The organism is Mycobacterium sp. Root265 (assembly GCF_001428895.1).
In the GTDB taxonomy this organism is placed as follows: domain Bacteria; phylum Actinomycetota; class Actinomycetes; order Mycobacteriales; family Mycobacteriaceae; genus Mycobacterium.
In genome coordinates this window covers 17,538-36,751 of record NZ_LMJA01000008.1, presented here as the reverse complement: position 1 = coordinate 36,751, position 19,214 = coordinate 17,538, and the positions used below count along the sequence as shown (strand labels likewise).

The following is a 19,214-nucleotide window of genomic DNA, read 5'->3' as shown; positions in this document are numbered from 1 at the left end:
CGTAAGCGCACATTTTGACAGCGGAGGGCCGCGCATGTGTGACGTAGTAGTGACTTTGTCGCGGGCGGGGCCGCCATTAGCCGATGGTTGCTGAACGGTGGTTCACCGCAACCGGCGACGTCGATCTGATCTACTGACCGGCGTGGATCGCACCGGGTTTGACCAACTGTTCGACATGTCGGATCGCACGGTGATCGTGACCGGCGGCACCCGCGGAATCGGTCTGGCGCTGGCCGAGGGGTTCGTCCTGGCGGGCGCGCGGGTGGTGGTGGCCAGTCGCAAGACCGATGCCTGCGAGGCCGCCGCTGAGCACCTGCGCGGGCTGGGCGGGCAGGCCCTCGGCGTCCCGACGCATGTGGGCGACCCCGATTCGCTCGCAGCGCTGGTCTCGGCCACCGTCGGGGAGTTCGGTGGTGTCGACGTGGTGGTGAACAACGCCGCCAACGCCCTGGCGCAGCCGCTCGGTGAGATGACGCCCGAGGCGTGGACCAAGTCCTATTCGGTGAATCTGCAGGGGCCGGTGTTCTTGGTGCAGCACGCACTGCCGCATCTGAAGCAGAGTTCGTCGGCCGCGGTGCTGAACATGGTGTCCGTCGGGGCCTTCAATTTCGCGCCGTCACTGGCCATTTATGCGTCCGGGAAGGCGGCGTTGATGTCGGTCACCCGGTCGATGGCGGCCGAACTTGCTCCGTCGGGTATCCGGGTCAACGCCATTGCGCCGGGGCCCGTCGACACCGACATGATGCGCAACAATCCGCAGCAGGCCATCGACGCGATGACCGCGGGCACGCTGATGAAGCGCCTCGCCTCGCCCGACGAGATGGTCGGGGCGGCGCTGCTGCTGTGTTCGGGTGCAGGCAGTTACATGACCGGTCAGGTGGTCATCGTCGACGGGGGCGGGACGCCCCGCTAGTCCTTCTTGCGGTTGGCGAACGCCTGGGCGAAGGCCCGCATCTCACCGCTGGTGCCTGCCAGGATCTGGCTGCGGTTCTCGACCTGCAGTGCGTTCTCCAGGCTGCCGGCGTCGAGGTTGGCCCACAGCACCTGCTTGGTGGATTCGAGGCCGAATTTGCCGTATCCGCAGAGGGTTTCGGCGATCCCGAGGGCGTCCTGCACGACCGCGTCGTCCTCGGATATGCGAGACACCATGCCCAGGCGCAGGGCCTCATCGGCATCCACGGTGCGCGCGGTGAGGATCAGGTCGAAGGCAGGTCCGGCTCCGATGATGCGCGGCAGGGTGTAGCTGACGCCGATGTCGCAGCCCCCGATGCCCAGCTTGATGAACTGCGTGCAGAACCGTGCCGACCGGGCCGCGATCCGGATGTCGCCGGCCATCGCCAGCGCGAAGCCGCCGCCGTAGGCGGGTCCGTTCACCGCGGCGATCACCGGCTGGCGCAGCCGGTGCAGTTTGACCGTCAGCTCTGCGATGCGTTCCTGCCAGCGCATGCCGGCGCGCGGCGCGTCCAGGCCCGCCGACACCGAAGGCGGGTTGGGATCGGTGAGGTCCAGCCCGGCGCAGAATCCGCGGCCGGCGCCGGTGAGCACCACGACCCGGCAGTCGTTGTCGGCCCTGATGGCGTCGAGGGTGCTGTGCAGGTCCTCCACCAGCGTCGAGGACAGCGCGTTGAGTTTTTCCGGGCGGTTGAGCGTGATGACGGCGATCTCGGGCCGCGGATGGGTCAGCTCCAGTTCTGGCATGTGCGACACCCTAGGTGTCGTCGCTGCGCCATCCACGGACACCGACGGCGATCATCAGCATCTGTTTGATCGCGGTCTGCTTGATCGCTTCGAGGGCAGCCGGGTCGGCGACATCCTCGACCAGTTCGGCGATGGAGATCATCGCGTTGACGAACAGGTTGGCCAGGATGTTGAGGTCCTCGCTGCTCCAGTTCTTCAGCCCGGGGAAGCGGGCCAGGTCGATCGCGAGCTCGGAGGTGAGCAGCCGGATTTCGGTGCGGATCGCGTACCGCAGGGACGCGGTGCCGCTGGAGCGTTCGCGGGTGATGAAGCGCCAGTGCTCGCGGCGCTCGCTGATGCCGGCGATCAGGATCTCGGCGGAGGAGTCGATGACGTGGTTGGGGTCGAGTTTGCCGGCGCGGGCGCCGCGCAGCATGTCCCGCAGTGACCGGAACGATTCGTCGATCAGCACCAGGCCCAGCGACTCCATGGAGTCGAAGTGCCGGTAGAACGCGGCGGGCACGATGCCGGCCTCGCGGGTGACCTCACGCAGGCTCAGGCCGGTGAAGCTGCCCTCTTCCAGCAGGTGCAGGGCAGCGGCCACGATCGCACGGCGGGTGACCTCCTTGCGTTCGTCGCGCGACAAGGTATCGCGCGAGCGGGACTTGCTCGAGCGACCGGAACGCCCCGAGCGGGCCTTGGGAACGTCGCTTTCCACAGCTAAAGAGCCTACAACCGCGCGCATGGCCGGTTCTTGGCCAGCCGAGCTACCAGGTGTTTGTGATTCAAGAGTACGAGTGTTCACTATGTTGCGCCCATCACAGCCTGCAGATTTTCCTTGACCAACAACCTCTAGCACGATCAGAGTGTACATATGTTCACCGAAACATTGACGCGGCGGATGTCCCGGTCCTCCCTGCTGAATTTGCTCACCGGACCCCACGGTGTCGACCGCTACACCGAGATCGTCGACCCCACCTGGACGCAGGGACAGGCCCGCGCACGCGTCGTCGCCGTCCGCCGTCAGACCTCGCGCAGCGTCACCCTGACCCTGCAGCCGAACCGCGCCTTCGCCGGCTTCCGCGCCGGCCAGCACATCAACTTGTCCGTCGAGATCGACGGACGCCGCCGCACCCGCTGCTACTCACCCGCAAGCGCCGAGGGCAGCCCGCTGATCGAACTGACCATCGGCCGTCACGACGACGGTCTGGTCTCGACCTATCTGTGCGATCACGCCCGACCCGGCATGGTGGTCGGCCTGGACTCCGTCGGCGGCGACTTCGTGATGCCCGCCGTCCGTCCGCGGCGCATCCTGTTCGTCTCCGGTGGCAGCGGCATCACCCCGGTCCTGTCCATGGTGCGCACGCTGCGCACCGAGGGATTCACCGGTGAGATCGCCTTCATCCACTACGCCCGCTCGGCCGCCGAGGCCTGCTATCAACAGGAACTCCACGCGCTGCCCGGCGTCCGGGTGCTGCACGGCTACACCCGCGAAACCGCCGGATCCGATCTGGAAGGACGCTTCGGGACCGCGCATCTGGCGGCCGCGATGCCCGAACCGGATGCGGTGTTCGTGTGCGGCCCCGCGGTACTCATCGAGGCCGTCCGCGAGATCTTCCCGCAGGCCCACTCGGAGAGCTTCGTGCCCCCCGAGTTCGCCTTGCCGACCGAAACCAGCGGCGGCACAATCAGCTTCGTCGACAGCGGTATCGAGGTCGTCGATGACGGACAGCCACTGCTGGCCCAGGCCGAGGCCGCCGGGCTCAACCCGGAAAGCGGATGCCGGATGGGTATCTGCCACAGCTGCACCCGCTTCAAGAAGAGCGGCGCGGTGCGAAACCTCATCACCGGAGCGGTGTCCACCGCTGATTGTGAAGACATCCAGATATGCGTCACCGCCGCCGTCGGTGACGTCGCCATCGATCTCTGAGACCGGAAGGAACAGTTATGACTGACATGATTTCCGTTCGCCCCGAAGCAATTTCCAAGGACGACATCCGTAACCGCGCGGTGCGCTCCGACAAGTACTCCCTGACCCCCGAGCAGGCCGATGCGTTCGGCGCCGAACTCGACGCCATCCGCGAACGGGTGGTCGCCGACCTCGGTGAGCGGGACACCACCTATATCCGCAAGGTCATCAAGGCCCAGCGCACCCTCGAGGTCGGTGGCCGGGCCCTGCTGTTCGGTGGCATCTTCCCGCCGTTCTGGCTGGCAGGCACCGCCATGCTGGGGATCGCCAAGATCCTCGACAACATGGAGATCGGCCACAACATCATGCACGGTCAGTACGACTGGACCGGTGATCCGGCGTTGGCCAGCAAGGCTTTCGAATGGGACAACGCCTGCCCGTCCGATCAGTGGCGGCATTCGCACAACTACATGCACCACACCTACACCAACATCGTGGACATGGACCGTGACATCGGCTACGGCATCCTGCGGATGAGCGAGGACCAGCGGTGGTCGCCGTACTACCTGGGCAACCCGGTGTACGCGTTCCTGCTGATGGTGCTGTTCCAGTACGGTGTGGCGTTGCACGAGCTGGAGACCGAACGCATCCGCTCCGGTGAGATCAGCGTCGCCGACAAGCGCGATATCATCCGCGGTATATGGCAGAAGACCAAGAAGCAGACGCTGAAGGATTATGTGGCCTTCCCGCTGCTGGCCGGGCCGTTCGCGCCGTGGGTGTTCACCGGCAACCTGACCGCCAACCTGATGCGCAACGTGTGGTCCTACATGATCATCTTCTGCGGACATTTCCCGGAGGGAACCCAGGAGTTCTCCATCGAGGAGACCAAGAGCGAATCCCGCGGCCAGTGGTACTTCCGCCAGCTGCTCGGCTCGGCGAACCTGACCGGCGGCAAGTGGTTCCACATCTTGAGCGGCAATCTGTCCTTCCAGATCGAACACCACCTGTTCCCGGACATCCCGGCCCACCGGCACGCCGAGATCTCGGTGGAGGTCCGCGAGATCTGCGAGCGCTACGGCCTGCCTTACAACAGTGGACCGCTGTACAAGCAGTTCGGCACCGTGGTCAAGAAGATCCTGCGGCTGGCCTTGCCGACCCGCAATCCGGCTGCTCCGAAACCTGAAGCGGCTCAGGCCGCCTGACAATTCGGGCACCAGTATCTGATCCGGTCGCCGCTGTCGTCCCTCTTGATGGGGGTACGGCAGCGGCGACACGGTTCTGCGGCCCTGCCGTACACCCAGAATTGCTGGCCGCGATGGGTGTTTCCGGTGATGATGCGATTCGGCCGGTTTCGGTTCAGCCACAACATGTCCCGTGCGCGTTGTACGACTCGTAGCGGATCGGCAAGGCTACCGACCGGCGCCTCGGGGCTGCGGCCGAACACGAAACACAGTTCGTTGGCGAAGACGTTGCCGACGCCGGCCATCACCCGCTGATCCAGCAGGGCATCGGCGAGTTCGCGGTCCGGTTCGGCGATCAGGTTCGCCGCCGCCCGCTGCGGATCCCAATCCGGGCCGAGCAGATCCGGCCCGAGATGGGCGACGACATCCTGATCATGGTCGCGTTCCAGGACGTCGAGGATGCCCAGATCGATCCCGAATGCCACCGTGTCAGCGGTGCCCAGCACGATGCGTACCCGGTGCTGGGGGCCGCGGAACCCGCCGATCACCCAGCTGCCGTCCATCTTCAGATGAGAATGGATGCTGGCGTCGCCCACCCGGATGAACAGGTGCTTGCCGCGGCTGAGGACCTCGTCGACAACCTGCCCGGTCAGGTCCACCGTCGCATGGCGGGGGACGCGGATATCGCAGCGGGTCAGCGTCTTTCCGGCGAGCGCCTCGCGCAGTTTGGTGGCGGTGCGGAAGACGGTGTCACCTTCGGGCATACCCCATTGAACATGCTCACACCGACGTGAGTGCCTTCTGCTGCCGGTGTACCCGGTCCAAGGTGGCGAAATAGAACGCGTAGGCAAACGCGCAACTGGTGAACAGGCTGGCCACGAAGTACAGCCACGGACGTTTGATGCCGCGCCGGTAGCCGTCGACGACGGTGAACAGCGGCAGCAGGATGACGTTGATGATGGTGTAGTCCTGGCTGGCCGAGGCGGCCGCCGGGTTCGCGTAGCCGAGCACGATGAACTGTTGCCAGCTGCCGGGACCCCAGATCGGGTTGCCGCCCTCGACTGCGTAGCTCGCGACGAATTGATGGTTGAAGTAGTAACCGAGCGCGATCGATGCGACGCCGATGACGTAGAAGAGGATCTCCAACGGTGAGAACATCGGGCTGCCATCGGTCGGGCGGGCGAACACGTGCTGATTGGCGCGGACGATCCAGGCGATGACGCCGATACCCAGCACGAGGTGAACGATGAGCGAGACCATCATCGGAGTATCGGACAGCGGCCTCAAGTTTTGTCAGTTTTGACAAGTTCAACGCAGGCGAAGTCCTCGGGGGGTGCGCGCGAAGCCGGCGGCGACGAGCGCCTCCAACACGGCGGCATGTTCTTCACCGGCGTTGGGGTCGAGCACCGTGACACCGTTGACCCGTTCCACCAGCAGTGACGGAATCCGGCCGCCGGGTCCGACCAGGGTGGCCAGCGCCGCCGCGGCGGCACCCTGCGCTTCCGCCTCGGCGCCGAAGCTGAGCAGGGACTTTCCGCCGCGCTCCAGGAACCACACCAGCTGCCCGTCGACCAGCGCCACCAGCGCTCCGGCCTTGCGCCCGGGGCGGTGTGTCACCTCGGCGGCATCCGGCCAGGGCAATGCCATGCCGTACGGGTTGGCGGGGTCGGTGGCCGCCAGCACCACGGCGTGCAGTTCCGGGCGCTGCGGGTCGATACCGTCCAGATAGGAGCGCAGCCGGTCGACCGTGGAGGCCGCGGCGAATTGTGCGCCGCCCAGTGATTCCACAAAATAGCCACGCTGGCAACGTCCGGCGTCCTCGAACGCGGTGAGCACCTTGTAGAGCATCGCGAATCCGCCGGGTACGCCGTCGGCGGCACCGCGGGTGAGCACTCCGAAACGGTTGAGCAGCAGCTCGGCCTGGAAGTGTGCGCGCACCGTGGAATCGGGTGTGGCGGCGGGCAACGCCGACCAGCGACCGGCCACCGTCGGATCGCTCCGCGGCTGCCCCTGTGCCAGGCTGTAGCGGCTCAGCCGCGGGGGGCGCTGGCGCTGCCGGTGCGACGGAGCGCCGGCGCGGCGCGGGCCCGACAGCAGGGCGCGCACCGGGGCGAACGTGTCACCGGTGACCCAGCCGGCCCAGATCAGTTCCCACAGAGCTGTTTTCAGATCGCCCTCGGACAAACCGTCGGCCAGCTGACGGAAGAAATAGGCTCCGCCGTGACCGAGGGTCTCCATGATGGCGCGGTGATTGTCGTTGAACTCGATCTCGGCGGGCGGGGCGAGCGTCATCGGCGCGGAGTCGCCCAGGTGGAAGGCGATCCAGCCGTCGGATCCGCCGATCTGACCCATACCCGACCAGGTCACCTCGCCGGAGGCCAGCAGCTCATCGAGCATCGCGGGCTGATAGTCGGCCACCCGCTGGGGAAACACCAGTGTCTCGATCGCCGACGCCGGCAGTGCCTGGCCGGCCAACTGTTCGATCACCACGGCCAGGCCGTCCACCCCGCGGTTGTGGGTGGAGCCGACATGTTGCCAGGCCGGCAGGAAGCGGCCGTACGCCGCGGTGCTGACCGGTTCCACCGCGGCGCGCAGGGCCGCCAGTGACCGTCGCCGGAGAATCTTGAGAACGGTGGTGTCACACCATTGTTCGGAAGATCCGGCGATCGCTTCGGTGAACTCGCCGCGGATCAACCGGCCGTCGCCGGCCAGCCGGCCCAGTACGTCGGCGGTCACCCGGATGCCCAACCCGAACCGGGCGGCGGCTTCGTCGGTGCTGAAGGGCCCGCGGGTGCGGGCGAAGCGCCCGAGCAGATCGCCGAGGGGATCGGTGACCGATTCGGTGAGGCTGGCGGGCACCCAGACCGGTACCGCCACCCCGACACCGTCGCGCAAGAGCGCGACGTCCTCGACGGTCACCCACCACGTCGATCCGGCGTAGGACACCGTCAGCGCGCGTCGGGCGTGGCGCAACCCGTCCAGCCAACCGCCGATATCGTCCTGCACGCAGCGTTCCACGATCTCGGCTTCGGTGAGCGGCCCGAGCAGGCGCAGCAGATCGGCGACACCCTCCGCGTCGCGGACGGCCCGGTCGGCATCGAGATGTTGCAGTTGCCTGGTGGTCGCGGTGACCACATCGGGGTCGAGCAGGTCGCGCAGCTCCACCCGGCCCAGCAGTTCGGCCAGCAGGACGGTGTCCAATGACAGTGCTGCGGCGCGTCTTTCGGCGAGCGGACTGTCGCCTTCGTACATGAATGCGCCGACATACCCGAACAACGCGGCGGCGGCGAACGGTGACGGCGTGGCGGTCTCGACTTCGAGCAACCGGATCTTGCGCTGGGCGACCCTGTTCATGATGTCCGTCAGCGCGGGCACGTCGTAGACGTCCTGCAGGCATTCCCGGACGGTCTCCAGCACGATGGGGAAATCGGGGTACTTGCGGGCCACGTCGAGCAGTTGGGCGGCGCGCTGGCGTTGGTGCCACAGCGGGGACCGCTTGCCGGGATGGCGGCGTGGCAGCAGCAGCGCCCGGGCGGCGCACTCGCGGAACCGGGACGCGAACAATGCCGAACCACCGACCTCGTCGGTGACGATGGGTTCCAGTTCGTCGGCGTCGAACACGAAAAGTTCTGCCCCGGGGGGATCGTCGCCGCCATCGGGCAGTCGCACGATGATGCCGTCGTCGGAGGCGGTCGGCTTCTCGTCGATCCCGTAGCGTTCCCGCAGCCGCCGTGCGACCGCCAGCGCCAGCGGACCGTGCACACGTAAGCCGTAGGGGGAGTGCAGGATCACCCGCCAGTCGCCCAGCTCGTCATGGAAGCGTTCCACGATCAACGTGGTGTCACTGGGGACCGCACCGGTGGCTTGACGCTGTTCGTCGAGCAGCTGCCACAGGTTGTCCGTCGCGAACTCGTCGAATCCGGTTTCCTGGCAGCGCTTGCGGAAGTCGTCGGATCCCAATTGCGCGAGTTCGCCGGTGAACGCCCCGACCGCCGCGCCGAGTTCGGCGGGACGTCCCACGCTGTCACCACGCCAGAACGGCAGCCGAGCGGGCAGGCCGGGTGCGGGCACCACCAGTACTCGGTCGTGGGTGATCTCGGTGATGCGCCAGCTCGTGGCACCCAGCGAGATCACGTCACCGGGCCGCGATTCGTAGACCATCTCCTCGTCGAGTTCGCCGACCCGTGAGGGCTTTTCGGACTCGGAGGCGAGGTAGACGGTGAACATGCCGCGGTCGGGGATGGCGCCACCGGAGGTGACCGCCAGACGTTGCGCGCCGGGCCGTGCGTTGAGGGTTCGGGCGTCGCGGTCATAGACCAGCCGAGGGCGCAGTTCGGCGAACTCGGTCGACGGGTACTTCCCGGACAGCAGATCCAGCGTCGCCTCGAAGGCGCTGCGCGGCAACGCCGCAAAGGGTGCGCTGCGTCGCACCGTGTCGAACCAGGCATCGGCGTCCAACGGTTCGAGCGCGGCCGCGGCCACGGTGTGCTGGGCGAGCACGTCCAGGGGGTTCGCCGGCACCCGCATGGTTTCGATCTGGCCGGCCCGCATCCGCTCCACCGTGACGGCACAGTCGATCAGGTCGGTGCGATGCTTCGGGAAGAGGACGCCCTGGGAAATCTCACCGACCTGGTGCCCGGCCCGGCCGACGCGCTGCAGGCCGCTGGCCACCGACGGCGGCGCGGACACCTGGATGACCAGGTCCACCGCGCCCATGTCGATGCCGAGTTCCAGGCTGGAGGTGGCGACGACAGCCTTGAGCCGCCCACTCTTGAGATCGTCCTCGACCAGTGCGCGTTGCTCCTTGCTCACCGAACCGTGATGGGCCTTGGCCAGCACGGTCGGCGCCCCGAAGCTCTGCCCGCTGGCCATGACGTGTGCCGGCGCGCCGGCAGCCACCTTCGTGTTGTGCCCGCCCGGCAATTCGACACCGTTGCGTTCGGCGTGGATCTCGTTGAGCCGGGAGGTGAGACGTTCCGCGAGGCGGCGCGAGTTGGCGAACACGATCGACGAGTGATGCGCTTCGACCAGGTCGACGATGCGTTCTTCCACATCGGGCCAGATGGAGCCCTCGGTCAGGTTCGTCATATCCGGCACCGGAACCTGGACCTGCAGTTCGAAGGTCTTGTCCGCTGGCGGGGCGACGATGGTCGTCGGCGCTGTCCCGGCCAGGAACCGGGCCACCTCCTCGGCGGGCCGCACCGTGGCCGACAACCCGATGCGCTGCGCGGGCCGCTCCAGCATGGCGTCCAGTCGCTCCAGGGAGACGGCGAGGTGGGCACCGCGTTTGGTGGCGGCAACGGCGTGTACCTCGTCGATGATCACGGTGCGCACCTCGGTCAGGGTGTCGCGCGCCGCCGAGGTGAGCATGAGGAACAGCGATTCGGGGGTGGTGATCAGGATGTCGGGAGGTCTGGAGATCAGGTCGCGGCGGTCTTTGGGTGTGGTGTCCCCGGAGCGCACGCCGACGGTGATGGTGGGTGCCGGCACGTCCGCGCGCTCGGCCACCCGGGCCAGGCCGGTCAGCGGGGTGCGCAGATTGCGCTCGACATCGACGGCCAGCGCCTTGAGCGGGGATACGTAGAGGACACGCGTGCCGGCAGACCGTTCCGAGGGGTGCTGGGCGAGGTCGTCGATGGCCCACAGGAAGGCGGCCAGTGTCTTGCCGGAGCCGGTCGGGGCGATGACCAGCGTGTTGTCCCCGTCGGCGATCGCCGACCAGGCCTGCGCCTGGGCCGCGGTGGGGGCGGGGAAGGTGCCACGGAACCAGTCCCGGGTCAGCGGACTGAACCGGGCCAGTGGGTCGATCTCGGCGGGCACGTCCTCCATGGTGCCCCCACCCACCGACAAGTTGCGATGACCTGCGGCAATCGCTGTGCAGAGGCGCTCGAACTGGCATACGATCCTGACGGAGACGTCAGTTTCGCTCACGACGACTGAAGGAGTCAGTGATGCGACTGTTCAACATTCTCGTGGTGCCCGTGCTGATCGGCGCGGGCCTCACCGTAGCGCCCACCCCCATCGCGGCAGCGGACTGCACGAGTACGGGCGGAACCACCATCTGTTCGCAGGGCGATGTCCGTGGCTCGAACACCGGCGACGGACCGAGCGGTTCGTCCGGGCCGTACGTGCCGTACCCATGCGACTACGACTGGACCGACTGCAACGACGCCTGGGGCTGGGAGATCGACGTCAACCTGGACCCGGATATCGGCCGGCCGGGCGGGCCCGGTGGACCCAATGTCGGATTGCCGGGCGGAAACCGGCCCAACGCCGGTGGTGGCCGTGGCGGCGGGCGTGGCGGTGGCCGTCGATGAAGGAAAAGAAATCGATCAAGGAGAGCGGCATGCTGATCAATTCCATCCCGGCGCGACGGGTGTTGGCGGTGGCGTTGGGGGCGCTCGCCGTGTTCGGTTCCGTCGCAACGGCATCCGCGGAGCCGCTCCCTCCGCCTCCGCCGCCGAACTGCACCGCCGCCGATCTGGCCGGGGTGATTGCCGGCGTGACCGCGGCGACATCGGCCTACCTGTTCACCCATCCGCCGGTGAACGACTTCTTCACCGGTCTACAGGGCAAGACGCAGGAGGAGCGCCGGGACGAGCTGGGTACCTACCTGGACGCCAATCCGCAGGTGCGAGATGAGCTTCGGGGCATCCGGCAACCCACCAGGGATTTCCGCGCGCGCTGCGGCGGCTAGCGACGCGCTGCCGATACCGCCGCGGCCAGGCGTGCCGGGATACCCGGCACCCGGCCGACAGCGTCGAGCAGGCTGTGCGCGCAGGTGTCGGCGACGAAATCGGCATCCAACGCAGGATCGAGCACGCGCTGGCGGCACAGCTCGAACGTGAACGCCAGCCAGCCGTACACGGTGACCCGCAACTCGCGGGCCGTGGTGCCGTCCAGCGGTTGGCCCGCGGCCGCCCACACCCGGTCGATGATCCGGTCGGCCTGTTTGGCATTGGCCAGGTCACCCAGGTCGTCGAGGCCTCGTAGCACCGGATCGGCGCGGCCTATCCCCATGTACGCCGCCCATGCGCCGTGCGGATGCTGCTCGTCATAGTGCAGGTAGGCCAGCACGCCGGCGCGTACCTGGTCGAACAGCGACTGCCCCGGATCGGCGGGGGCATTGGTGGCGTCGAACAGCCGCTCGCCCTCGGCTTGGACCACCGCGGCGAAGAAGGCGCGCTTGTCCGGGAAGTAGTGGTACATCAGGGCGCGCGACACCCCGGCGCGTTCGGCGATCTCGTCGATGCGGACCTCGTCGTAGGGGCGTTGCCCGAAGACCTCGGCACCCAGGATCAACAGTTCGCTACGTCGATCGCCGGGGGAGAGCCGGCGCCGGGTTTCGCCCACCCAGGCATCGTAGTGCGCGCGTTGTGCCGGCGGTGCGGCTCAGCCGGGAACCGCGGCGCCGAGGGCGAAGTCGAAGTTACCCATCCCGTGGCGGGCGAGGCCCATCAAGACCAGACTGGTTCCCTCCAGCCAATGCGCCATGTGCAACCCGCCGACATCCAGCGGACGCAGCTCCAGGCTTTCGATGAACTCCGCCACGCCGGTCTTGGCGTGCGTGTCGTCGCCGGCGATGAAGACATCCAGCGGCCGGCCCTGCGCCAGCACAACGCCGAATACGGTGTTGAATGCCTTCACCACACTCGCGCCCGCGGGGGCCACCTCGGCAACTTGCTGCGCGATCGAGGTGCCCTCGGGGATGGCCAGCCCGTCGGCGGCGGCATTGAACGGGTTACTGATGTCGACGATGATCTTGCCTGCGAGGGCATTTCCGTACTGGGCAACGACGGGAACAACATTGGCGTACAGCAGAGCGACGATGACGATGTCCCCGGCCGGGACGGCGCCGAACTCTGCCGTCGTCGCGCTGCCGCCGAGAGCCTCGGCCAGTTCAGCGGACCTGGACCGATCACGGCCGATGACTTCGACGGTGTTGCCGCCCGCTACCGCCAGCGTGCCGATGGTGCGGGCCATGTTCCCGGTGCCGATGATGCTGATGCTGCTCATGAAATATCCTGTCTTGGTTGATGATCGAACGAAATGTCGAAAGAAAGGCCTGGCCTCGTCGTCAAACCCCGTTCGTGTGCAATTCCCAGGGCCGCATGCCGAGGAGGTCGGCAAGGTGACCCTGCATCTCGACGCCGGACGGCAGCGGGCGCCACCAGATGGTCACCTCGGCGATCTTCCCGTCCGCGTCGAGCAGGATGTAGTCCATTCCGTCGACCGCGGTGTTCTCGATCTGCAACCGGAAGTACGCGGCATGGTGCGTCTCGCCGCTGAGGACTTCCTTATAGGTGAGGTCGGCTGCCACCGTGCCGATTCCGCGCATGGCTTCCAGGACTGATTCCCGGCCGGTGAGTGGCTCGTCGCCGAGCGGGCCGTACAGGACCACGTCCTCGGCGAGGATGTAAGACAGCGCGTCTCGGTCTGCGCCGCCGTGCATGGCGACGACGAAGGCCTCCACGGTGTCGCGGTGTGGGGCAAAAGTGGTGCCGTTGTTGCTCATTCAGATCACCGTGGTCCCGCCGTCGACGACCAACTCCTGGCCATTGACGTAGCTCGAGTCGCTCGACGCAAGGAACAACGCGACCGAGGCGATCTCTTCGGGGCGGCCCATCTCTCGCCGCGGGATCACCGATTCGAACTGCGCCTTCATCTCCTCGTCCATCACCTCCGCCAACATCGGCGAGGCGACCTGACCGGGTGTCAGCACGTTCACCCGGATCTTGCGGTCTCTCAACTCCGACACCCACACCCGTGCGTAGGCGGGCAGCACGGCCTTGCTACCCGCGTACACACTCCAATTGGGGTAGCCGCGCAACGAGGCGTTCGATCCGGTCATGAAGATCGAGCCACCATCGTTGAGGAGTGGCAGCGCCTTCTGGACGGTGAACAGCGTGCCGCGCGCGTTCAGCGCGAACGCGGCATCGAAGTCCTCCGCGGTGATCTCGCCGAGCTTGCTCTGCGCGCCCGTCCCGGAGCTCGCCCACAGCACGTCGATCGCGCCCCTCTCCTGCCTGACCGTGTCGAACAGACGGTCCAGATCGTCGAGGTCAGCCGAATCGGCCCGCACACCGGTCACATTCCGTCCGATCTCTTCAAGGGCCTGATCCAGCGCGTCCTGCCGTCGGCCCGTGATGAAGACGTGAGCTCCCTCGTCGACGAACAACTTCGCGCCTGCCAGTGCCATACCGCTTGTCGCGCCGGTGATTACCGCGACCTTGCCGTCGAGTTTTCCCATGGTCATCCCATTCAGTCGGTGGTGCCGGTCTTATGTACACCACTTGGAGTGCTTAACGTATCGGACGTCCTGGCGGTATGCAAGCTATGTACACCGCCCGGTACCCGAGTCGGCTACGCTGGGCGCATGACGGAGGTAGAGAAGGGGCCGCGAGGTCTGCGCCGCGGGAGGGGCGCACGAGAGCGCATCCTCAGCGCTTCTCGGCAACTTTTCCGCGACCAAGGCATCAACACCACGGGTTTGGCCGAGCTCTGCGCGGTGGCTCAGGTGTCCAAGCGCACGTTCTACCAGCACTTCGCCGGCAAGGATGAGCTGATCGCCGAACACCTGCGCCGATTCGATCCCGGCATCCTGCCCGAGGTATTCGACCGCACCGACCTGACGCCCCGCGAACGCCTCCTCGCCGCCTTCGACATCCATGCGCCCCTGTGCCCGTTCATCGCGGCGGCCGTGGAGATCCACGATCCGGCCCACCCGGCACGCACGCAGGCCCGCGACTACAAGAAGGCTTTTGCCGCGCGATTCACCGAAACCGCGCGAGAGGCCGGCGCCGCCGACCCCGAACAGCTCGGCGAACAACTGGCGCTGCTCTTGGATGGCGCTTCGGCCCGCAACCGGGTCCTCGACACCGACACCTTCGCCACCGCCGCCGCCATCGCAGTCGTCCTCATCGACAACGCCATCCCTGTCTCGGCGCCACCCTCTACCTGACCGCGGCCCACGCGTGACAGTTCACAAGATCCCCGAATAGACGCGAACGTTGCGAACTCCCATGTCACACTCCACTTATGATCCAGGGCTTCTCACATATCGGCATCGCCGTCACCGATCTCGACCGTTCGATCCGCTTCTACACCGAGGTGTTCGGGTTCGCGCAGCTCTATCAGCTCGACTTCGACAACAACGAGGTCGCCGCAACCATGGAGCAGGAGGGCCGATTCCGGTCCGCGATGCTCATCCGCGACGACATCCGGATCGAGTTGTTGCAGTGGGTCGACGTTCCGATCACGGGGTCGGGGCAACGCAAGCCGATGACCGAGCTGGGCTTCACCCATCTGTCGTTCCGGGTCGAGGACGTCGACGGCCTCACCGAGGCCATCGTCGCCGCCGGCGGAACGTTCGTGGAGTCGACGCGCACCGTGCTGGGTGACGTGGCGGACCCGACGTCGGGTCGGTTCATCTACCTGACCGACCCCGACGGCACCCGCATCGAACTCATGCAGAACGTGCCCGACCTCTCCGGCATCAGCGCAGCCGATATCGCCGCGTCAGCCGGCGGTTAGATCGTGCCGCCCGGAAACATCGTCTTGACGGCCTCGGTGATGTTCGTCCGTGCTGCGGCCGCACTGGTGGGATCCAGCGAGCTGATCGCCATCACGTAGCGCCGATCTGCTCCAATCACGCCGGTGGACACATGCAACTGGTTGGGACCGCTCCAGCAGCAGAACCAGCCCTGTTTGACCGCCACCGGCTCGGCGTAGAGACCTTCGGGGATGCCGAACCGCTGCGGATACCCGTCGTTGCCCGTCGGCGTGGACTGCGCCAGGTCGCCGACGATGATGTTGGCCTGTGCGGGTGGCAGCCCGCCACTGCCGTCCAGCAACATGTCGTAGTAGCGTACGAGATCGCTTGCGGTGCTTGTGGTCACGTCCCAATGCCCGTTGTAGGGCGCCGTCGTGCCCGCCAATCCGTACCGCGCCTTGACGCGGGCGATGACAGCGTTGCCCCCGCTGCGGTCCCAGAAGTTCTGGGCCGCGCTGTCATCGGAGGAGCGCAACATCGCGTCCAGCGAGCTTCGGTCGGCGGCCGAGAGTTTCGTCTTGCCCTCGGACTCCTGCAGCAGCAGATCGTCGGCGATGAACAGCTTCACCACGGACGCCATGGGGAACGACTGATTCGCTCCACTGGAAGCGATCTGGCCGGTGGTGCGGTCGAGTACGACCGCCGTGATGTCGGCGCCGGACGTGGCCGCGTCGGCGGTCGCCTGCTGGACGCGGGCCTCGAGTCCGGCGAAGGACGCGGGCGGCTGGCCGGGTGGGGCCTCGGGCAGCGCGGGCGCGGTCGCGGGTGCCGGGGTGTTCTCGGCGGTCGGGGGCGTACCCCAGGACTGCGCCTCGCATCCGTTGACGACCAGCGCCACCCCGACGATCGCCATGGCCGTCATCGTTCGGTTACGCAGCGGCCAACGCATAAGTCTCCTCGAAGCAGATCCTGAAACCGGGGGAGCGGTGTGGTTCCTGTACCCATCCGCTACACCAGCCTAAACGGGCGGCCCAGAGCATGGGGTGTCTGCCGGCACCTGGCGTGACAGACACGCCCAGGGCCGTCCTACCGCTCGATCATCTGCATCTGCTCATCGGTGTGATGGCCGCCCGCGGCCGGGGTGAGCTCGTCGAGTCGCTTCAGCTGTGCGTCGGTGAGCGCCACGTCGTCCGCGGCGACGTTCTCCTCAAGCCGGACCACCCGTTTGGTCCCCGGAATCGGAGCGATATCAGTGCCTTTGGTCAGCAGCCAGGCGATGGCGACCTGAGCCGGTGTCGCGCCGACCTCGTCGGCCACCGCCTTGACCTCGTCGGCGACGGCGAGATTGCGCTGGAAGTTCTCGCCGGTGAACCGAGGGTTGGTGGCCCGGAAGTCATCGGCATCGAACTGGTCGGTCGACCGGATGGCGCCGGTGAGGAAGCCATGACCGAGCGGCGAATACGGTACGAAACCGATACCGAGCTCGCGCAGCAGCGGCAGCACCTCGGGCTCCTGATCCCTGGTCCACAGTGAGTACTCGGACTGCAACGCCGTGATCGGGTGCACGGCGTGGGCACGCCGGATGGTGTCGACCCACGCCTCGGACAACCCGATGTGGCGGACCTTGCCTGCGGCAACCAGTTCGGCGACGGCGCCGATGGTGTCCTCGATGGGGGTGTTGGGGTCGACCCGGTGCTGGTAGTACAGGTCGATGTGGTCGGTGCCGAGCCTGCGCAGCGAACCTTCGACTGCGGTGCGGATGTTGGCCGGGCTGCTGTCGATGTTCCACGGACCCGCGCCGCCGTGCGAGACGAGGCCGAACTTCGTCGCGAGCACCACGTCGTCGCGGCGGCCCTTGATGGCGCGGCCGACCAACTCCTCGTTGATGTATGGGCCGTAGATTTCGGCGGTGTCGATGAGGTTAACGCCCAAATCGAGGGCGCGGTGGATGGTGCGGATCGATTCGTCGTCGTCGGACCCGGCGCCGGTGTAGCCGTGGGACATGCCCATGGCCCCCAGGCCGATGCGGGAAACTTCGAGGCTGCCGAGTTGTGCGTTCTTCATTCTTGTCCCTTCTCTGATGGCTATTCGCCGGGTACGTTGCTGATCGTCACAGGTCGACCTGCTGGGGATACTCGTCGTCGGTGACGTGTTCGCCCCACTCGGTCTCCGGCGTGCCGGAAGTCGGATCGGGTGCCTCCCACATGGCGAGGTGGGTCATGAAATGCGTGGGGGCCGCTCCGTGCCAGTGCCATTCGCCCGGGGGCGTGTAGACGGTATCGCCGGGGCGCATGACGACGACCTCACCTCCGCGGGACTGGACCAGGCCGATGCCGTCGGTGACGTGCAAGGTCTGACCACATGCGTGGGTGTGCCACGCGGTGCGGGCGCACGGTGCAAAACGCACGGTGTTGACCCGCAACCGTGAGGGCTCCTCGCCCTTCGCAATGACATCGAAATACACGTCGCCGGTGAACATCTCGGCCGGTCCTTTTGTGGAGGAACCACGAGGCATCTTCTTCATGCGCTGTCCTTTGTGGTGTGGCGGGGAACGATTCTCAGGGTGGTGGCGTGGGCCGTCGCGCCGGTGATCGATGCGACCGGCCCGGGGTACCGGCCGTACTTGCGCTGGTATGCGGCGTCGATCTCGTCGTCGGCGTCACCAACGGCGTCGACGAAGTCCACATCGATCGTCATTGCGCCGGCACCGAGTTGGCCACGGTGCGTTGCCCGGGCGCCACGGAACCATCCGACGTCCGGGCCGTTGACGGATCGGGCATACAGGTCGTCGCCGACCCGTACCGCCCAGACGATCACCGGCTTGCGCAACGAGCCGTCTGGGCGGGCTCCGGCGATCCGCACCTCTTGTGCATCGCCGAAATGGGTCAGGTCGGCTGAGGTCCAGGTGGTCATCTGGCGATCTTCCGGTGCTGAGTGCGTGCTCTCATGACTCCAGCCAACGCCTGTTTCCCGATACCTGGCAGTACCTGTCGTTACAAGTACTGGCAGTACCCCTCAGCCCTTGGCCGGGGCCTGCTCGGACAGCAGATTCTCCTGGCTGGCGGCCCAGGAAGCGAGCAGTTTGAGACCGTCGGCGGTCGGGGTTCCGGCTGCGGCGGTATAGACATTGAGCTGCAGCCCGGGTTCCGACGGCAGTAGCATCGCCTCGAAATCGAGATCGAGCTGACCGACCACGGGATGGTTGAGCCGCTTGCGGCCCGAACGGTGGTAGCGCACATCCTGCGACGCCCACCGCTGCCGGAACAGCTCGCTGCGCGTGGACAACTCACCCACCAGTGCGATCAGCTTCTCGTCGTGCGGGTTGTTGCCCGCCTCCATCCGCAGCATCGCGGCGGCATCCCGGGTGACCTGGTCGTAATCGACGAAGAACCGCTCGGCCTCTTCGGGATGCAGGTAGACGAAGCGGGTCGTGTTCGCCGGTCGTCGGGGATCTGCCAGGACAGGTGAATACAGGGCGCGGGCGAGTTGGTTCATGGCGAGCACGTCGTGGCGACCGTTGCGGATCCAGGCAGGCGCGTCGGTGAAGGCGTCCAGGATCTGCAGTAGCGCCGGTCGCACGGTCCCAGGCGCCTTTCGTTGACGCCGATGGCTGGATGCCCCGGATTCCCGCGCAAGAGCGAAAAGGTGTTCCCTCTCGGCGTCATCGAGTTGCAGTGCTGAGGCGAGAGCGTCAAGGACAGCCTCCGAGGCGCCTCCGAGGCTGCCTCGTTCCATGCGCACGTAGTAGTCCACAGACACGCCGGCGAGCATGGCCACCTCCTCACGGCGCAGACCCTTGACGCGCCGGTTGCCGCCATAGGCGGGTAGCCCGGCCTGCTCCGGGGTCAGGCGCGCGCGACGCGAACTGAGGAATTCGCGGATCTCGATGCGCACGTCCATGCCTCCACGGTATGCCCGGCAGAGACGCGTTGAGAGGTACTGGCGGTGCCTGGTT

The 19,214-nt window shown here is 66.8% G+C and carries 21 protein-coding genes; 7 read left to right on the top strand and 14 right to left on the bottom strand.

The annotated features are described in order from the left end of the window. Positions 1 to 142: 142 nt before the first annotated feature. Complete coding sequence (locus tag ASE48_RS09555) at positions 143 to 913, top strand: SDR family NAD(P)-dependent oxidoreductase (RefSeq protein ID WP_057166839.1); 771 nt, start codon at positions 143 to 145, stop codon at positions 911 to 913. On the opposite strand, the gene ASE48_RS09550 is transcribed toward ASE48_RS09555, so the two are convergent. Both ASE48_RS09550 and ASE48_RS09545 read right to left on the bottom strand, forming a co-directional pair. After that, complete coding sequence (locus ASE48_RS09550; RefSeq protein WP_057166952.1) at positions 910 to 1,698, bottom strand: enoyl-CoA hydratase/isomerase family protein; 789 nt, start codon at positions 1,696 to 1,698, stop codon at positions 910 to 912. The genes ASE48_RS09555 and ASE48_RS09550 overlap by 4 nt on opposite strands. Positions 1,699 to 1,708: 10 nt before the next feature. Continuing rightward, complete coding sequence (locus ASE48_RS09545; RefSeq protein WP_082614085.1) at positions 1,709 to 2,422, bottom strand: TetR family transcriptional regulator; 714 nt, start codon at positions 2,420 to 2,422, stop codon at positions 1,709 to 1,711. Between the two features lie 129 nt (positions 2,423 to 2,551). Between ASE48_RS09545 and ASE48_RS09540 the strand changes: the two genes are divergently transcribed. Beyond that, positions 2,552 to 3,607 (top strand): ferredoxin reductase, encoded by a 1,056-nt coding sequence (locus ASE48_RS09540; RefSeq protein WP_057166837.1) that lies wholly within the window; start codon positions 2,552 to 2,554, stop codon positions 3,605 to 3,607. Positions 3,608 to 3,624: 17 nt separating this feature from the next. Further along, positions 3,625 to 4,788, top strand: coding sequence for a fatty acid desaturase family protein (locus ASE48_RS09535; protein ID WP_082614084.1), 1,164 nt, complete (start codon positions 3,625 to 3,627; stop codon positions 4,786 to 4,788). On the opposite strand, the gene nei2 is transcribed toward ASE48_RS09535, so the two are convergent. The 3 genes from nei2 to ASE48_RS09520 are packed head-to-tail and all read right to left on the bottom strand — an operon-like array spanning position 4,776 to position 10,596. Further along, positions 4,776 to 5,531: an endonuclease VIII Nei2 gene (gene nei2 / locus ASE48_RS09530; RefSeq protein WP_057166836.1), complete on the bottom strand. Its 756-nt coding sequence runs from the start codon at positions 5,529 to 5,531 to the stop codon at positions 4,776 to 4,778. The two genes, ASE48_RS09535 and nei2, sit on opposite strands and share 13 nt — an antisense overlap. A 16-nt stretch (positions 5,532 to 5,547) precedes the next feature. After that, positions 5,548 to 6,027 carry a DUF2834 domain-containing protein gene (locus tag ASE48_RS09525; RefSeq protein WP_057166950.1) on the bottom strand — a complete coding sequence of 160 codons (480 nt, stop codon included), beginning with the start codon at positions 6,025 to 6,027 and terminating at the stop codon, positions 5,548 to 5,550. A gap of 48 nt (positions 6,028 to 6,075) precedes the next feature. Continuing rightward, the gene (locus ASE48_RS09520; RefSeq protein WP_057166835.1) at positions 6,076 to 10,596 is read right to left on the bottom strand and encodes an ATP-dependent helicase; all 4,521 of its coding nucleotides are present in this window, start codon (positions 10,594 to 10,596) and stop codon (positions 6,076 to 6,078) included. Positions 10,597 to 10,718: 122 nt separating this feature from the next. On the opposite strand from ASE48_RS09520, the gene ASE48_RS09515 reads away from it, so the two are divergent. Continuing rightward, entirely contained in the window at positions 10,719 to 11,084 is a 366-nt protein-coding gene (locus ASE48_RS09515) for a hypothetical protein (protein ID WP_057166834.1), read from the top strand. Positions 11,085 to 11,113: 29 nt separating this feature from the next. Further along, on the top strand, positions 11,114 to 11,464 hold the full coding sequence (locus ASE48_RS09510; protein WP_057166949.1) for a heme-binding protein: 351 nt from the start codon (positions 11,114 to 11,116) through the stop codon (positions 11,462 to 11,464). Here the strand turns inward: ASE48_RS09510 and ASE48_RS09505 are convergent. The 4 genes from ASE48_RS09505 to ASE48_RS09490 all read right to left on the bottom strand — a co-directional run bounded on the left by ASE48_RS09505 (position 11,461) and on the right by ASE48_RS09490 (position 14,017). Beyond that, positions 11,461 to 12,120: a TetR/AcrR family transcriptional regulator gene (locus ASE48_RS09505; protein ID WP_057166833.1), complete on the bottom strand. Its 660-nt coding sequence runs from the start codon at positions 12,118 to 12,120 to the stop codon at positions 11,461 to 11,463. The genes ASE48_RS09510 and ASE48_RS09505 overlap by 4 nt on opposite strands. Positions 12,121 to 12,159: 39 nt before the next feature. Further along, positions 12,160 to 12,783, bottom strand: a complete 624-nt coding sequence (locus tag ASE48_RS09500; protein ID WP_057166832.1) for an NADPH-dependent F420 reductase — start codon at positions 12,781 to 12,783, stop codon at positions 12,160 to 12,162. A 61-nt stretch (positions 12,784 to 12,844) separates the two neighbouring features. Continuing rightward, positions 12,845 to 13,282: a nuclear transport factor 2 family protein gene (locus ASE48_RS09495; RefSeq protein WP_057166831.1), complete on the bottom strand. Its 438-nt coding sequence runs from the start codon at positions 13,280 to 13,282 to the stop codon at positions 12,845 to 12,847. After that, positions 13,283 to 14,017 carry an SDR family NAD(P)-dependent oxidoreductase gene (locus ASE48_RS09490; RefSeq protein WP_057166948.1) on the bottom strand — a complete coding sequence of 245 codons (735 nt, stop codon included), beginning with the start codon at positions 14,015 to 14,017 and terminating at the stop codon, positions 13,283 to 13,285. A 126-nt stretch (positions 14,018 to 14,143) separates the two neighbouring features. On the opposite strand from ASE48_RS09490, the gene ASE48_RS09485 reads away from it, so the two are divergent. Both ASE48_RS09485 and ASE48_RS09480 read left to right on the top strand, forming a co-directional pair. Further along, positions 14,144 to 14,728: a TetR/AcrR family transcriptional regulator gene (locus tag ASE48_RS09485; RefSeq protein ID WP_057166830.1), complete on the top strand. Its 585-nt coding sequence runs from the start codon at positions 14,144 to 14,146 to the stop codon at positions 14,726 to 14,728. A 77-nt stretch (positions 14,729 to 14,805) separates the two neighbouring features. After that, a complete protein-coding gene (locus ASE48_RS09480; RefSeq protein WP_057166829.1) occupies positions 14,806 to 15,300 on the top strand; it encodes a VOC family protein in 495 nt (164 codons plus the stop codon). Here ASE48_RS09480 and ASE48_RS09475 read toward each other — a convergent pair. The 5 genes from ASE48_RS09475 to ASE48_RS09455 form a co-directional block, all read right to left on the bottom strand. Beyond that, positions 15,297 to 16,172, bottom strand: coding sequence for a hypothetical protein (locus tag ASE48_RS09475; RefSeq protein WP_442928712.1), 876 nt, complete (start codon positions 16,170 to 16,172; stop codon positions 15,297 to 15,299). The two genes, ASE48_RS09480 and ASE48_RS09475, sit on opposite strands and share 4 nt — an antisense overlap. A 173-nt stretch (positions 16,173 to 16,345) precedes the next feature. Further along, positions 16,346 to 17,323, bottom strand: a complete 978-nt coding sequence (locus ASE48_RS09470; protein WP_057166827.1) for an aldo/keto reductase — start codon at positions 17,321 to 17,323, stop codon at positions 16,346 to 16,348. Between the two features lie 46 nt (positions 17,324 to 17,369). After that, positions 17,370 to 17,783 carry a (R)-mandelonitrile lyase gene (locus tag ASE48_RS09465; protein WP_057166826.1) on the bottom strand — a complete coding sequence of 138 codons (414 nt, stop codon included), beginning with the start codon at positions 17,781 to 17,783 and terminating at the stop codon, positions 17,370 to 17,372. Further along, positions 17,780 to 18,172: a DUF2255 family protein gene (locus tag ASE48_RS09460; RefSeq protein ID WP_057166825.1), complete on the bottom strand. Its 393-nt coding sequence runs from the start codon at positions 18,170 to 18,172 to the stop codon at positions 17,780 to 17,782. Before ASE48_RS09460 ends, ASE48_RS09465 begins: the two co-directional genes overlap by 4 nt. 102 nt (positions 18,173 to 18,274) lie before the next feature. Then, entirely contained in the window at positions 18,275 to 19,159 is an 885-nt protein-coding gene (locus tag ASE48_RS09455) for a helix-turn-helix transcriptional regulator (RefSeq protein WP_057166824.1), read from the bottom strand. Positions 19,160 to 19,214 lie beyond the last annotated feature (55 nt).

Coding starts and splice junctions, on each gene's coding strand:
- ASE48_RS09520 (WP_057166835.1), bottom strand. CDS start 10,596: ATGGAGGACGTGCCCGCCGAGATCGACCCACTGGCCCGGTTCAGTCCG.
- ASE48_RS09495 (WP_057166831.1), bottom strand. CDS start 13,282: ATGAGCAACAACGGCACCACTTTTGCCCCACACCGCGACACCGTGGAG.
- ASE48_RS09550 (WP_057166952.1), bottom strand. CDS start 1,698: ATGCCAGAACTGGAGCTGACCCATCCGCGGCCCGAGATCGCCGTCATC.
- ASE48_RS09535 (WP_082614084.1), top strand. CDS start 3,625: ATGACTGACATGATTTCCGTTCGCCCCGAAGCAATTTCCAAGGACGAC.
- ASE48_RS09490 (WP_057166948.1), bottom strand. CDS start 14,017: ATGGGAAAACTCGACGGCAAGGTCGCGGTAATCACCGGCGCGACAAGC.
- ASE48_RS09510 (WP_057166949.1), top strand. CDS start 11,114: ATGCTGATCAATTCCATCCCGGCGCGACGGGTGTTGGCGGTGGCGTTG.
- ASE48_RS09545 (WP_082614085.1), bottom strand. CDS start 2,422: ATGCGCGCGGTTGTAGGCTCTTTAGCTGTGGAAAGCGACGTTCCCAAG.
- ASE48_RS09470 (WP_057166827.1), bottom strand. CDS start 17,323: ATGAAGAACGCACAACTCGGCAGCCTCGAAGTTTCCCGCATCGGCCTG.
- ASE48_RS09460 (WP_057166825.1), bottom strand. CDS start 18,172: ATGACCACCTGGACCTCAGCCGACCTGACCCATTTCGGCGATGCACAA.
- ASE48_RS09485 (WP_057166830.1), top strand. CDS start 14,144: ATGACGGAGGTAGAGAAGGGGCCGCGAGGTCTGCGCCGCGGGAGGGGC.
- ASE48_RS09525 (WP_057166950.1), bottom strand. CDS start 6,027: ATGGTCTCGCTCATCGTTCACCTCGTGCTGGGTATCGGCGTCATCGCC.
- ASE48_RS09480 (WP_057166829.1), top strand. CDS start 14,806: ATGATCCAGGGCTTCTCACATATCGGCATCGCCGTCACCGATCTCGAC.
- ASE48_RS09455 (WP_057166824.1), bottom strand. CDS start 19,159: ATGGACGTGCGCATCGAGATCCGCGAATTCCTCAGTTCGCGTCGCGCG.
- ASE48_RS09540 (WP_057166837.1), top strand. CDS start 2,552: ATGTTCACCGAAACATTGACGCGGCGGATGTCCCGGTCCTCCCTGCTG.
- ASE48_RS09500 (WP_057166832.1), bottom strand. CDS start 12,783: ATGAGCAGCATCAGCATCATCGGCACCGGGAACATGGCCCGCACCATC.
- ASE48_RS09475 (WP_442928712.1), bottom strand. CDS start 16,172: ATGGCGATCGTCGGGGTGGCGCTGGTCGTCAACGGATGCGAGGCGCAG.
- ASE48_RS09515 (WP_057166834.1), top strand. CDS start 10,719: ATGCGACTGTTCAACATTCTCGTGGTGCCCGTGCTGATCGGCGCGGGC.
- ASE48_RS09465 (WP_057166826.1), bottom strand. CDS start 17,783: ATGAAGAAGATGCCTCGTGGTTCCTCCACAAAAGGACCGGCCGAGATG.
- nei2 (WP_057166836.1), bottom strand. CDS start 5,531: ATGCCCGAAGGTGACACCGTCTTCCGCACCGCCACCAAACTGCGCGAG.